The sequence below is a fragment of the Sphingomonas psychrotolerans genome, from assembly GCF_002796605.1.
Lineage (GTDB): Bacteria > Pseudomonadota > Alphaproteobacteria > Sphingomonadales > Sphingomonadaceae > Sphingomonas > Sphingomonas psychrotolerans.
The window spans coordinates 2,542,945-2,556,402 of record NZ_CP024923.1 but is presented as its reverse complement, the minus strand read 5'-3'; the positions used below and the strand labels follow the sequence as shown (position 1 = coordinate 2,556,402).

Genomic DNA, 13,458 nt, shown 5'->3' with positions numbered 1-13,458 from the left:
GTCCAATCTTGGCGGATCGATACGCTAGAGTCACGATTGGCGATTCTGGGCGGGGACGCTTGGCCTGATGTCCGATACCCTCGACCCAAGCGGCCGCAGCGAGCGAATGAGGCGCATCAAGGGCCGAGACACTCGGCCAGAGCTGGCGGTGCGCCGGATTCTTCACTTGGCCGGATATCGTTTCCGGCTCCATGCGAAGGATTTGCCGGGCAAGCCGGACATCGTCTCCCGCCGACGGCGTAAGGCGATCCTCGTGCATGGATGCTTCTGGCACCGCCACGACGATCCGACCTGCAAACTTGCCCGGCTGCCCAAATCCAGGCTGGATTTTTGGCTGCCAAAGTTGGAAACGAACCGGGAACGGGATGCGCGTGCTCTCGCGGCGCTGGAGGCGCTGGGATGGCGAGTCCTGGTTGTTTGGGAGTGCCAGATGCGGAATAAGGACGAGCTGGCGAGCCGGGTGCTTACATTTTGGGGGAACGAGTGAAGGCTATCGAACTGTTCGCGGGTGCCGGCGGCCTCGGAATCGGTGTCAGCCGCGCGGGTTTCAAGCCGACGAGCGTCGTCGAGTGGGACCATTGGTGCTGCGATACGATTCGTGAGAATCGCAAGCGCGACGCGAGCGCTATCGCGCACTGGCCCGAGCCCATCGAGGGGGATGTGAGCCACGTGGATTTCACCTCGCATGAGGGGAAGGTTCAGATCGTCACCGGTGGCCCGCCCTGCCAACCCTTCTCGCTGGGAGGAAAGCATCGCGCGCACCAGGACAGCCGGGACATGTGGCCGCAGGCGGTCCGCGCTGTTCGCGAGGTGAAGCCTCAGGCGTTCATCTTCGAGAATGTGAAGGGCCTCACGCGCGAGACCTTTTCGACCTATTTCAGCTACATCTTCCTGCAGCTCACCTATCCTGAGATCGAGCGCGGCAAGACCGAGAGCTGGGTCGAGCACCGCGCGCGCCTTGAAAGCCATCACAGCAGCGGATCCAACTCGGGCCTGTCCTATCGGGTGATTCCGCCGCGGGTGCTGAATGCGGCGAATTTCGGCGTTCCGCAGAAGCGCGAGCGCGTCTTCTTCGTCGGCTTCCGCTCCGACCTCGGCGTCGAATGGTCGTTCCCCCAGGAAACCCATTCGCGCGAGGCGCTGCTCTGTGCCAAACACAGTGGAGTCTATTGGGAGCGGCACCAGATCGCGAAGCGACAGCGTCCGGATCTAGGCGATTTCCGCGGCGGTTCCGCCGAAGCCCTCGCCCGCAAGCCCTGGCTTACGGTGCGCGATGCCCTTGAGGGTCTTCCCGATCCCGAGTTCTCGCCGACCGCGGCCGCGCGCTTCTTGAATCACAAGTTCCAACCGGGCGCGCGGAGCTATCCCGGCCACACCGGTAGTCCGATCGACGAGCCCGCGAAGGCGTTGAAGGCGGGCGTGCATGGTGTCCCCGGTGGCGAGAACATGTTGGTTCGCACTGATGGCTCGCTGCGTTATTTCTCGGTTCGCGAGAGCGCCCGGCTCCAGACCTTCCCCGACAATTTCGCCTTCCATGGATCGTGGTCGGAGACGATGCGCCAGCTTGGCAACGCGGTGCCGGTCACCTTGGCCGAGGTTGTCGCGAAGTCGGTCGCCGCGCATCTGAAGGCGTCTGGCAGGAAGCCCGGACGCGCATGAGCGCGGTCTATAACCCACTCGACAAGATCAATCTCGGAAAGTCGGTCGCCGAGGCCCTGCTGGATCAGCCGCATCATCCCTTGGGGAACGTGCCAAGCTTCGAGGGGGCCGGTATCTATGTGATCTACTACAGTGGTGGTTTTCCCGCCTACGCCGAACTCGCCAGGGAGAACGCCGAGGAGCCGCGCTGGCCAATCTATATCGGCAAGGCTGTCCCGGCTGGGGCGCGGCGTGGCGCCAGCCTGAGCGCCAGCGCGACTGGTCGCGCGCTCTACAATCGTATTTGTGATCACCGCGACAGCATAATCGCCGCCGAGGCGGGGGACGGCGGCCTGGCGATAGCGGACTTCCGGGTGCGCTATCTCGCCGTCGACGACATTTGGATCCCGCTTGGCGAAAGCCTGCTTATCTCTACGTTCAAGCCGGTCTGGAACCGGATGCTCGATGGGTTCGGCAACCACGATCCCGGCGCCGGGCGCTATAACGGCCTTCGCCCGCTCTGGGACTTGCTGCATCCCGGGCGAGGTTGGGCCGACAAGTGTCGGGTTCGCGAGGAAAGCCGCGACGAGGTTGCCGAACTTGTTCGGACGTTCCTCGTGGACAACCCCGCGCCGCGCTCCTCGCATATGAAGTTCGGGCGCTAACCTCTTCCCGAGCCAGCGCGCGCCTCAGCTGTTGGGCTCCTCATAGAACATCGGGTTCTTGAGCCATTCGGTGATCGCGGATTCCCGCCAGCCGGCGCAGCGCGTGCTGATCTTGATCTGCCTGGGAAAACTTCCTTGCTTCATCTTGCGGTACATGGTCGCGCGGCTGAGGCCGGTGCGCTGGAGTACGGTCTTGATGCGGAGGATGCGGTCGGGGGTGTCGGTCTGCGGTGACATTGTCTCGTATCCTGTGCTTCTCGGTGGTGCCTCCTGGAAAAGTTACCCGCGGCTGCGGCTCGGGTTAATGGCGCTGTTGCGCCAACTAGGGCCAACTATGGCCATCTTTGTCGGTTTGACGTCTGGCGATTCCCGACGTGAAGCTTCTGGTTATTCGGGGGAGGTCTCATTGCGTCTCACGCCAGCAGCGTGACCGCGCTCTACGCCGCTTGCGCGCCGCCGAGTCGCCTGTGGCGTCTCCGTCCATGCGGATAACGATCGACTGACGCATGCCGGCTGGCGCCGGCACATGGAACGCGGGGATTATTGAGCGCGCACTGGCACTTCTTGCGAAGTCGCCAGAGGTCGGAGCCTCTTCGTTTCCGCGTGGCACGCTCGAGCCTGCCGGAAGGCGCGGCGGCGGCTGGCGCACAGGCCCGCGCGCACGCCGCCGCGACGGCCGGCCGGCTTCGAGAGTGCTGCTTTGATGGCTCCTGGCGGAGCCGGCACCGCCGCGCGGTGCATTCTGCGGACGCGCCGCTTCGCGTCACGGCGTTGGCCTCCGGCACTCGAACTGGCGGGGGTGGGCGTCGCTAGCCGAGCTCGATGCAGCCGCCATAGAAAGCGACGTCGCTTAGCGAGCCAATCGAAGCATGGTCCAGCCATCTGCCGTGCGGCGGCCCAGCATACGAACAGCGCGTTTGATGTGGGCATCGGAGCGCCAGCGCCGCCGGACCGCGAGATAGACCTTCGCAGCGCGGACGCACTCGGCGGCGTCGCTCTCGGAGCCGTGCGTGAAGGCCTCCGGCACTCCGTTCCCTTCACTGAGCTCCCCGTTCGGGTCGACCAAGATCCGGCCGTGGGTTAGGAAATTATGCCGTCCGGTCACTGCGTGGGCTCGCAACTCTTTGGCAGGCGAGGGTGGTTCGCTTGCGCATGAGGATTACGTCGCGATCGAAGGCTGTTTCCGAGCAAGATCTAAATCCTCCCGCTCAACACGCAGCCTTGATACCCGAATGCTAAGACTGCTTTTCGGATCGAGCAAGTCGATGACGGATGGCTGCCTTCGGGGCGTTAGCGGTCGTTCGGACGACGAGGCCGACGGCTCTTGGGGCCGATTCCGCTTACGGTCCAAAAGCGGACTTCCATGTAGAGGCGAGGCAAGGCGCCGAGGGATGCAGTCAAGGGCGGGCAGCCGATAAGAGGCTTTTAACGCCAATTGATGACCGCCGCGCTATGCCTATCCTTGAGATCTCTTGACACTACTTGCAGCTAAAGGTAATCAAATCCTATGGCTCATAGCTAAATACAAGTTAATGTGGCCAGATATTGGGTAACGGTGTAGTTAGGCGAAAGTAGATTAGGCAAACTGTTCAAATAGATAGTTTAGTTTTTCGAGTTCTCTTCTGGGACAGGCTCGCCCTCATCAAACGAATTGGCGCGCTATGGTATGAACCTTGGATATTCGACGGTGAGAAACTCGACGCAGAGCCGATGATCCCCGTCGATCCCGGCGTTCTATACGCCTACGACCCGGGGGACGATGAAGCGAAGCTAACCAAGCTCGCGTTCGAGACTTGCCGCACCCTTCTCGAGGGACGCGAGTATATGCTCGATTCGCGTCCGTTCGATGTGCTCGTCCCCCTTACCGTGCATCGGCGGACGCCGGCGCTGCGGGGTGTAGCGCGCCTGCGTGTCGAAGCCGATACGCCGGGGGGCCGCCTATCTTACAAGAAGCGCCGGGTGTTGATCGAACAGTACCTCGCGGGCTTCCAGCAAATCAAAGAAGATGCCGAAGCTGCGCGGTTTGATCGACCGATGCAGCTGGGCAAGGCGCGAACCAGCTGAGATGATACAGATCGCGTTCGACGGCACCGCCTTTGCGGTAATGTGCGGCGGGGTGGCCTCGATCATCACCGCTACGGCAGCACTAGTCTGGGCCGTCCGGCGCGATCCCAAAGGTGGTAGGGACGGGGGCCCGAACCCTAACGAAGGTGCTGGCCGTTACCTTCCCCCGGCCGAATAGCAGTTACGAATTTGGCAAAGGTGGGGTGCAAGCTGATAGCGCCGAGTATCGGATCTTGGGCGGGAGCAGTCGCGATTTGTTGCTGTTCGCATCGAACGGATTTGTCACAGCGGTATCGCCCAGCTGCACGGCCACAATCATATTTCCCTGTCAAACTCGACTTCGAACCCCCGAACGACTGGTTCCTGCGCAGGCAAGGCCAGCAAATGGGTGTGAGTATTCGTCAGCTCTTTACGGATGAAATTACGGCAGATCGAGTGGGACTACATCGTGCGGGGCAAGCCGCAGCAGAACGGCTTTGTCGAAAGCTTGAATGGTCGCTTGCGCGGCGAGTGCCCGAACGACACGCTGTTCGCGTCGTTGAGCCACGCACGCTTGGGCGAGGGCATCCCAATTATTGTCTGGAGAATAGTCCTGTCTCGATCATGAGAACCAATACTTCAAGCTGGCCCCGTTGCCTATCAAGAGGATTGATCGTAACCTTCGGGAATCGAACGGGGGTTCTCGATGGATGCGATCGCGCGGCATCGCTGTCAGGTCCGGTTGCTTGACGGGGCGGGAGCGCCGGTGGGGTGCGGCTTCATTGTGTCATCCTCGAATGTGCTGACCTGCACGCATGTCGTGGAATCGTGCCTAGGGCGCGCACCCGTATTCGGGGATATCGTCGACGCTACTTTTCCCGCCGACATCGAAGGACATAGGGCAAAGCTGGTTGTTCAGGCCGCCTACGCAGCCGATCCGCCGGAGGGAGCCGACGAGCAAGCGCGTATTTGCAGGGACATCTGCGTGCTCGGCTTGGCTCCCGATCAAGTATTTCCCGCCGGCTTCTCAGTCGCGCACTCGCGCTTGGTGCAATTGGCCGAAAGCCTGAAATTTGTCGGCGTGGGCGTGACGGAAATGCGCGCTCCGAGCAGTTTCGGGCGGATCGTGCGACGCGAGGGCGTCCAGATTTCGGGGGATACGGGAGAGTATGACGGGGTCAACCGACTGTTCGCCACGTCGTTGCTCGAAGAGAAGTCGATCCGGAGCGGCTGTTCGGGCGCAGCGATCTTCAATCCGGAATTCGGTTTGATCGGAATGGTCACCGAGAATCAGGAGAAGGTCACTGGCCTGATCGTCCCGATTCAGATCTTGCGCCGCGTGACTGAAATCCAGGGTGTTGCCGTGGCGGGCTCCGATAGGAGCTGGTTGCGCCGCTTCCGGAAGTTCGATCGAACGCAACCGGTCTCGGATTTCGGAACGCTCCTGAGGAAACATTGGCTGGGCGACGGTCGCGGCTTCATCTGCGCGATTGGAGGGGTGCCGCGCGATGACACGTCCAATTGCCGCGACCGATTCGCTGAGCGCTATCTCGCGGATTGTTTCCCCGATCTCGCAGGCAAGGAGACCTTGCCGGACCTGATCGACCTGGAGTGGCCGACGACGCTCCAATCGTTCAACGTCGAGCAACGTTATGAACGGCTCTGCAACAATCTGGCGGGGCAATTCGGGGCGGACACCTCCGATCCGACGACCGTGCGGGAGGCGTTCAATCAGACCAATGTCGCAACGATGTTCTTCAGCGTTCTCGACGTGCGCAATGCCAAGGGTGCGCAACTCGAACTGCTGCGCCGCTGGGGCCGGTATTTTGCCGAGATCAACGCCAAGCGGCTCGTCCGTCCGCTGATCCATGTTTTTCAGATCGAGATCGATGAAGGTCTGTTCGCTCCCGGCTCTCCGGAACCCGAAGCCGAAGTGCGAAAGGCATACGAGAGGCTTTGCGACGCGGTGAATGCCGATTTGCCCGATGCGGGGCAGCTCCGCGCGACCGAGCTTCTGGAGTTCTTCCGGCCGGATGCAGTGACGCGCTGGATCAAGAACACCGGTCGCTTGATGGCGCTCGACGATGTGAAGATCGGCATGGTCACCGACAGCGCGGACCGAGCGCTCGGCGGCAGAGCGCATTTGCGGTTGGAGGATGTGGCACAATGGGTGCGTCAAATGGCGCCCTAGGAGGGGGATAGGCTTTGGCTAGATTTGTTGCGGTTACCAGCAAGGACGGAGAGCCGCTGCGGCTGTCGCGCCCGCTGGTCGAGGATCACAAGGGAATCGATGGCTATGTTCCCGCGCCGGGACTGATTGAGGCGATCGACGTCGCGATGCTGCTGGGCGTGCCGTTGCTGCTGACCGGCGAGCCGGGCACCGGCAAGACTCGCGCCGCCTATTGGCTGGCTAAGAAACTCGGCGTCGATAAGCCCAAGCCGTTCGACGTGAAATCCACTTCGACCGGCCGGGATCTGCTCTACAGCTTCGACGAGATCGCGCGGTTCCGGGATTCGGCGCCCGGCAGCGTGCACCGACCGCTGGTCCGCTATCTCCGCTTCAGCCCACTCGGCGAGGCGATCCTACGCGCTGCGGGCGGGCAGGCAATCCTCACGGACCTCGGGGAGAAACCCCTTGAGGGCGAGGAATTCGAGCGGCATGAGGAGCTAATCGCGCAGGCCTTCGGCGCCGACCAAGTGAAGGCGGGCGCGGTGCGCGCGCATTGGCTGCTGCCCGACGAACCCAAATTCGCTTCGTCCGACCCCGAGCACCGGGTCGTGTTGATCGATGAACTCGACAAGGCGCCGCGGGACACGCCAAACGACTTGCTCGCCGAGATCGACAATATGGCCTTTGCCATCCCCGAGCTCGGCGTTCGCGTGTCGGCCGGAAAGGCGTTTCGTCCGATCGCGATCATCACCAGCAATTCCGAAAAATCGCTGCCCGAGCCCTTCCTCAGGCGTTGCGCCTATTTCGATATCCCGATGCCGGACAAACAGCTTCCCGACATCGTCGCGGGAGCGATCACAAGCCTTAAGGGCAGCGAACCGCTCGTCGCTGACGCGATCAGCTATTTCGCGGCGCTCCGTCTGCGCGGAGAGATCCGCAAGAAGCCGGGGACCGCCGAATTGCTCGCTTGGATCGAAGTGCTGCTGCATCGCGCCAAGCTTGATCCGCGGCAGCCGTTGCGCGAAGTGCTGCGCGGCAATGCGACCCGGCTGGACGCACTGCTCGGGGCGTTGGTCAAGTCGCCGGATGACCTGAAGCTGGCGCGCGAAGTTCTGAATGAAGAATTCGGATCGAGTGAGGCGAACTGACGACCACTTCGCTACCGCTGAAGCGGCGTTGCGCGTGCTCCGACGCGGACCGGCTGATCATGTCCGCTTCGCGACGCTCCGCCTGAACCTAATCGCGCGCGGAATCACGGGGGACGACCCGCGCATCCCCGGCTGGATGGCGGCGGCGCTGTGCCGCACGCCGCAGGAACGCGCCGGCTTCATGGCCGGATTCGCGATCGATCCTGCGATTGATACCGAACGCCCCGAATCTGAGCCAGCGGATCGGGCGCAAAGGGGCGCTCCGGAACCTGCGCCGTCGCATCGCAGTAGGAGTTTGGGGCTAGCGGCGGGGCTCGCCGCGGCCCTGATCCTTGCCACCTGGTTTTATCTTCCCGTCCGCAATCCCGGCGAGGAGCCTTCCAGTTCCCGGACACCGCAAGTGACTGCGATCAGCGCTACTCCTGCCACTCCGACCGTCACGGCGAGTCCACGATCACCGCCGCACGCTCCGGCGCGAATGATCGACTGGATCGCGATCCTGACCGCATTGCTTCCGCTCGCATTGGCGCTCTTGTGGATCGCGTTCGAGCGTCGGCGCCTGCGCCAGTTGCGGCGCGATTTCGCTCCCGAGCCCGAGCGCTGGGCGCCGCTCGCGGTCGCGCAAATCCGCGATGCGCACTTCGCCGATCGCAAGACGCGAGAGGCGCTTGCACGGCTGAGGCGCCATTGGGCAGCGCCGTCCCCGCGGCTCGACACTCCGGCGAGCATCCGCGCGACGCTCCGCGCCGCCGGCTTTCCTACGCTCGCCTTCGCCACTGCGCCGCGCACGCCCAACTACCTGTTGCTGGCCGAGCGCCAGTCGCCACGGGACCATCTGGCCGCCTTAGGCCGCGCGCTCGATCAGCGGATGCGCGAGGAACAGCTCAATCACAGCTATTTCGAGTTCTTCGGCACACCGTCGATTGTGCAGCCATTCATAGAGGGGCGCCCCGAGCCGCTCGAACCCTTCGCTGCAATTGCCGCACGCAACCCCGGCGCGCGCGTTCTGGTGCTGATCGAGGCCTATGACAGCGTGATCGGCGGCCAGCCGCCCAACTGGCTTCAGGATATGGGCGGACTGGGGCGCACGGCTCTGCTGGATCCGCGGCCGACAGTGCGGTGGAATCGCGGAGAACAGGTGCTTGCAGCCTCGGGTGTGACTCCGTTCGCGATCGGCAGCGACGGACTTGCGGCCTATGGCACGTCGCTCGCCGCGCCTGTCGTGGTTGCGTATCGCGGCGCGGCCGGAGGTTTCGACCTGCCCGAGCGGCTTGCCTCGCACCGGCGATTGGTGCTCGACGAGCGCGAGCCCGCCGCCGCGCTCGTCAGCGGGCTTGCCTATGACCTTGAAGCGAGCCTGGATCCGGCGGCGATGCTCTGGTTGCGGGCGGTTGCCCTGTCGCCCCGCATTGAGCCCGCGCTGACGCTACACCTCGGCAGCGAACTGATGGACGCGGAGGGCGCGCCTCTGTTTACTCAGGCGCGCTTCGTGGCGCTCGCGCGACTGCCCTGGTTGCGCGTGGGGCGTATGCCAGGCTGGCTGCGTGCGGTGCTGGTGCGGCAGCTGAAGCCCGAACAGCTGAAGGCCGCGACCGCGGCGATACAGGTCTATCTTGTGCCTGGCGCCGCTGCGGGTCCAGAGAGGCTGCAGGTCGATCTCCCGCGCTTGCGGCGCAAGCTTGTCGCCTGGTTGCAGGCCACGCCGGAGAACATGCTCTCCGATCGCATCCTCATCGAGGCGCTGCAGGGCCGCGCACCGGAGCGGCTCGCGATCGAGATTCCCGGCGGCGTCGCCGACCGGCTACGGCGTCTCTACATGGGCCGCGAAACGCGCGCGCTTGCCGCCGCGCTGGTGGCGGGCGTGGCAGTGCACCTGTTCCGTCCGCCGGTCATGCAGGGTCCGGTGCCTCCCGTGGCGACACCGACCGCAACGCCCGTTCCGACGCCGACGGTTCCGACGCCGCAGCCTACCGCCGTGACGCCCGCGCCGACAGTCACACCCACGCCTCCAGCAGGAGGCACGCCATCACCGTCACCGTCATCGACAACTCCGCAGCCTGCAATTCCGGCATTGATCAGGATCTTCTTCGAGTGGGATCAAAGCGATCTCGCGAAGGATGCGCCGAGCGGTCTGGATCGCGCCGTCGCCGCCTACAATAAATTGGCGCGGTCCAATCAATGGGAAATCTCCGTCATGATCGCCGGGCATACCGACCGCAGCGGCTCCGCGAGCTATAATGTCGGCCTCTCTCAGCGCAGGGCGGACTCGGCCAAGGCCTATCTCACCGCCCATGGCATTCCAGACGGCGTGATAGGCACGGAAGCGTTCGGTGAATTCAGGCCGCTCGTCCCGACCGCGGACGGCGTGACGCTTCGTCGAAACCGGCGCGCGGAAATCACTTTCGCAATCGTTCCGGCTGCGCCTGCTCCCCAATAGCGCCGACGATCCGCGCCATTGGGTTGCCGTACACGGTGTAGGCCAGCCAAGTGAAATCCGATCCATCAGCACAAGCCTTGCGTGCCAAGGCTGCGGCTTCGACCAGCGTGGCGCCCGCGAGCAGGGCCTCGTAAAACGCATCGACGAAGGTCAGCGACAGGCTGTCGCTGATCGACCACAAGGCGCCGACAAAGGCCATCGCGCCGTTGCGCGAATAGGGGCGCAGAAACGCGTCCGCAAAGCCGCCCACGCCAACGATCCCTTCGCCGGCGCGACCCGTCTGGCAGCTGTTGAGAAACACCAGCGTGCACGCGTCCGGCGCGAGCGAAAGCGTCGTCTTGACCTGATCGGCACTCAGCCGGTCGTCGAGCACATTGCCGTTGCGCGGCAGGCCTTCCATCAGCAGGTCCGCGCTGATTACGGCGCGTTGCTCGGCAATGCCGTGGCAAGCGAAATGCAGCAGCTCGCACCCGTGCGGCTCGGCGAGAAAGTCCTGCACCGCAAGGCTGGTCGGGGTCACCTTCTCGATGTCCGGGAAATGCCCTTTCAGCACCGCCCGTTCCTCCAGTGCGCCGCTCAGCGTGTTGGCCGGGTCAAGATATTTGGGGATGACATAGTGCGTGCGCATCCGGTCTCGCACCAAATCTCGCCCGGCCGGCCGCACGCCATGCAGCCAACGCACCAGCCCCCATTCGGTCAGGAAGCCGCGTTTCTCATTCGATTTCCCGGACGGGTCGGTGATGTACATTAACTCCCATGGCAGCAGCGGCTCTTGGGAAATGACTTGAATTGACTTGATCTCGTCGCGGTGTGCCCAGAGTGTTTCGCGCAATGCCTTGGGCACGATCTCGTTGGTGCGAACGATCGCCCTGGCGCGGAAGGCCGCGATGAAGGTGGCATAGGCGGCCTGTGCTTCCTGGGCTGCCAGTGAGCCGGGTACCGCCGAGCCCGAAGCCGTCCACGCCGCCTCGATCTCGTCCAGCGTGTCCAGGACATAGCTCCTCAAGTCGAAGCTCGGCGGCAGCGTGCTTTCACCGGACTCGGCGTAGGCGGGCTTGTCGCAGATCAGGTCGAAGCGAAGCGTTAGCGCACCGTTGGCGCCGTAGAACTCGTAGATTCGAAGCACCGGGAAATCACCGCCGGCCAGTTCGGGGGAGGCCAGCGGCTGACTTACCGAAAGCGGCGCCTGGACCTGCGCAACGAAGATCGGGGCAAGCAGGAACGAAGCGACGGTCGCATTGCCCTGCCGCGCCTCGATGAGTAGCTCGGCCGAACCGGGGGAGATGCCATCAATGGTGAAGCGTAGCACCTGCTCGCCCGGCTCGGCGACGTCGATCGAGCGGACTGCGTCGCCCCGGACCGCGCAATTGCAATGCGGGATCAGGGCCACGTCGAGCGGGAGCGCGCTGTCGAGCGTGATCCGCGCTTGGCTCGCGGTTGCGGAGGCAAGTGCGATGACCGATTCGGGAGAGACTGTCACATAGACATTCGCCGCGCGCTCGATCACCGGATACGATTCCATCTCGGCAGCGATAAAGCGATCGACTGGCGCCGGGGCGGAGGGCGCTGGCAGAGTGGCCGGAGACTCGAGCAGCGCAGCGCCGGGCCCGCGCCGCAGCCGTGAAAGGTCTCGCGCGCTGCCAGGGAGGCTTACGCGCCGACGCGGGCCGGCATTTGCGTCCAATGTCCTGGTCAGACCATCCGCGGGGGTGAGCCAGGAGGCGAGCACCTGCGCCACCGCGGCTTCCCCGAAGTAGACAGTGTGATAGATTTCGCCATCGTCGAGCGGGTGGACCGCCGCGGGTTCCAGCTTGCGGTCTCCGAATTCGGTCATGGCGCGGGTATGCACGACGAGGTCGTTGTCCTCGGCAAACAGGCGATCGGTAATGCGATCGGCGAGGAACCCGGCCAGCTCGGTGCTCAATGCCTTGCCCGCCTGCATGCGCGGTTCAAAATTCGCCGTAACGGCCAGGTAGCGCGCCGGGGCCGGCTGTGCTCCGGCACGGTTGAGCCTGCGTACCAGCTCACCGTCAGGCTCCATCGCGGCGAGACCTGGGACTCGCCTTTCGCTGATCGCAACTTGCGAGAACATCTGCACAAAACGCCCAAGCGTGCGGATCGAGACTGTTACGACGGGCGACAACGCCCCGCCCGAAACTGCTGCCGACAGGGCACGCGCGCCGGTGACGAGGATGTTGGTATAGGTATCGACCATGGCCGCCCAATTCTGAGGCTCGGCCAGGTTGGTGCCGCCATTGGTGCAGCCGACGAAAACGGCGGATCCCAGCGTCGCTTCGAGCCCGGACAGCGGCAGCAGCTCCTCGGCGAGCACGCGATAGACCAGCCCGCCGCGGCTGTATGCGACCGCGTCGATCGTCGAGCCCGATGGCAGCTTCAGCGAGGTCAGCGTTGCAAGGATGGCTTCGGCGTTGGCACGCGGTTCCTCTGCCAGTGTCTTGTGATCATGCCCAAGGATCAGATCGTACCGGCTCAACGCGGCGTCCAAAAAGCTCCTGCCTTCGGCGAGCCCGGCCAGATGTCCGAAGCTGCCTACGGTCGATGAGAAAGTGCCATGGATCATCAGCAGAATGCGCAACGGCCGCCCCTGCGGCAACGTGTCGCCGATCGGTGCTGTCACCCATTGCGAAGGATCGATGTCGCGGATCAGCACCGGTCCCGTCGGGTTGTCGCCCTCGATGCGTTGCACGGCAACGTCGATCGCCTTGGACACGACGAACCGTAACACGATGGTACGAACTGGATCGATCAGCTTGTCGGCGATCCAATCAAGCACCGGGCCGCGCCGCGCGGGCGGCTCCAGCGTATCGCCGACGACTTGGGTCAGATCGAACCGTGCCAGGCCACCGCGTCCCCCGCGCCGTTGCGCCGTTCCCTCGTCACGCACCTCGGGCAGAGCCCAGTGCAGGACCCCGCCCGCAGTTTCGATCAGAAGCACGGCGCCTTCATTGGCGCCAATGGCAACGGCCAGTTCGGGCCGCGCGCTGCCGCGCAACGGCCGACCGTCGGCGGTGAGATCCAATTCGGCGACAATGTCAAAGTCCGCAGCGATCAGGGCGGCGCGCAGGTCGGTCGCGACCGGCGCCCGAGCCTCTCTGCCACGCACCGCCGCGCGGACTTCGTTCGACTCGGCAATCGTGACGACAAGACCTCCGGCCTCGACAAAGACGCCCTCGCTGACCCGTTCCAATATTGCCTCCCCGGCGGACGATTGCGCCCGGCGAGACAATATCCACTTCCGCGTGGTGCAAGACGGAGCGGCACCAAATCGGGCAGAAGGCCGGTCCTAAGTCATTAAATCTATCACTATGTCGAATCGGGCGCAACCGCATTGGCGCC

At 63.9% G+C, this 13,458-nt stretch carries 9 protein-coding genes and 1 pseudogene; 8 read left to right on the top strand and 2 right to left on the bottom strand.

Annotation, left to right across the window (positions count from 1 at the left end; genetic code table 11):
- Positions 1-67 precede the first annotated feature (67 nt).
- From CVN68_RS11590 to CVN68_RS11580, 3 genes are read left to right on the top strand one after another with little or no spacing between them, the layout of a single operon-like run.
- A complete protein-coding gene (locus CVN68_RS11590) occupies positions 68-487 on the top strand; it encodes a very short patch repair endonuclease (RefSeq protein ID WP_100282343.1) in 420 nt (139 codons plus the stop codon).
- On the top strand, positions 484-1,659 hold the full coding sequence (locus CVN68_RS11585; protein ID WP_100282342.1) for a DNA cytosine methyltransferase: 1,176 nt from the start codon (positions 484-486) through the stop codon (positions 1,657-1,659). The genes CVN68_RS11590 and CVN68_RS11585 overlap by 4 nt, the downstream gene beginning before the upstream one ends.
- The gene (locus CVN68_RS11580; RefSeq protein WP_100282341.1) at positions 1,656-2,303 is read left to right on the top strand and encodes an Eco29kI family restriction endonuclease; all 648 of its coding nucleotides are present in this window, start codon (positions 1,656-1,658) and stop codon (positions 2,301-2,303) included. The genes CVN68_RS11585 and CVN68_RS11580 overlap by 4 nt, the downstream gene beginning before the upstream one ends.
- 24 nt (positions 2,304-2,327) lie before the next feature.
- Here the strand turns inward: CVN68_RS11580 and CVN68_RS11575 are convergent, their stop codons facing one another.
- Complete coding sequence (locus tag CVN68_RS11575) at positions 2,328-2,540, bottom strand: helix-turn-helix transcriptional regulator (RefSeq protein WP_100282340.1); 213 nt, start codon at positions 2,538-2,540, stop codon at positions 2,328-2,330.
- 1,473 nt (positions 2,541-4,013) lie between these two features.
- Between CVN68_RS11575 and CVN68_RS11565 the strand changes: the two genes are divergently transcribed.
- The 5 genes and pseudogenes from CVN68_RS11565 (at position 4,014) to CVN68_RS24450 (ending at position 10,101) form a co-directional block, all read left to right on the top strand.
- The gene (locus CVN68_RS11565) at positions 4,014-4,367 is read left to right on the top strand and encodes a hypothetical protein (protein WP_100282338.1); all 354 of its coding nucleotides are present in this window, start codon (positions 4,014-4,016) and stop codon (positions 4,365-4,367) included.
- A 427-nt stretch (positions 4,368-4,794) separates the two neighbouring features.
- Positions 4,795-4,920, top strand: a pseudogene (locus CVN68_RS23945) (integrase core domain-containing protein); the annotation flags it as partial.
- Positions 4,921-5,052: 132 nt separating this feature from the next.
- Entirely contained in the window at positions 5,053-6,537 is a 1,485-nt protein-coding gene (locus CVN68_RS11555) for a S1 family peptidase (RefSeq protein ID WP_100282336.1), read from the top strand.
- A gap of 14 nt (positions 6,538-6,551) precedes the next feature.
- Positions 6,552-7,664, top strand: a complete 1,113-nt coding sequence (locus CVN68_RS11550; RefSeq protein ID WP_100282335.1) for an AAA family ATPase — start codon at positions 6,552-6,554, stop codon at positions 7,662-7,664.
- Positions 7,633-10,101 carry an OmpA family protein gene (locus tag CVN68_RS24450; RefSeq protein WP_407695503.1) on the top strand — a complete coding sequence of 823 codons (2,469 nt, stop codon included), beginning with the start codon at positions 7,633-7,635 and terminating at the stop codon, positions 10,099-10,101. Before CVN68_RS11550 ends, CVN68_RS24450 begins: the two co-directional genes overlap by 32 nt.
- Here CVN68_RS24450 and CVN68_RS11540 read toward each other — a convergent pair.
- Positions 10,061-13,309: a DUF7379 domain-containing protein gene (locus tag CVN68_RS11540; protein ID WP_100282334.1), complete on the bottom strand. Its 3,249-nt coding sequence runs from the start codon at positions 13,307-13,309 to the stop codon at positions 10,061-10,063. The genes CVN68_RS24450 and CVN68_RS11540 overlap by 41 nt on opposite strands.
- Between the last annotated feature and the right edge of the window lie 149 nt (positions 13,310-13,458).

What these genes read in the sequence shown, in the direction of transcription:
- CVN68_RS11590 (WP_100282343.1), top strand. Translation starts at nt 68, where the DNA reads ATGTCCGATACCCTCGACCCAAGCGGCCGCAGCGAGCGAATGAGGCGC.
- CVN68_RS11580 (WP_100282341.1), top strand. Translation starts at nt 1,656, where the DNA reads ATGAGCGCGGTCTATAACCCACTCGACAAGATCAATCTCGGAAAGTCG.
- CVN68_RS11575 (WP_100282340.1), bottom strand. Translation starts at nt 2,540, where the DNA reads ATGTCACCGCAGACCGACACCCCCGACCGCATCCTCCGCATCAAGACC.
- CVN68_RS11565 (WP_100282338.1), top strand. Translation starts at nt 4,014, where the DNA reads ATGATCCCCGTCGATCCCGGCGTTCTATACGCCTACGACCCGGGGGAC.
- CVN68_RS11555 (WP_100282336.1), top strand. Translation starts at nt 5,053, where the DNA reads ATGGATGCGATCGCGCGGCATCGCTGTCAGGTCCGGTTGCTTGACGGG.
- CVN68_RS24450 (WP_407695503.1), top strand. Translation starts at nt 7,633, where the DNA reads ATGAAGAATTCGGATCGAGTGAGGCGAACTGACGACCACTTCGCTACC.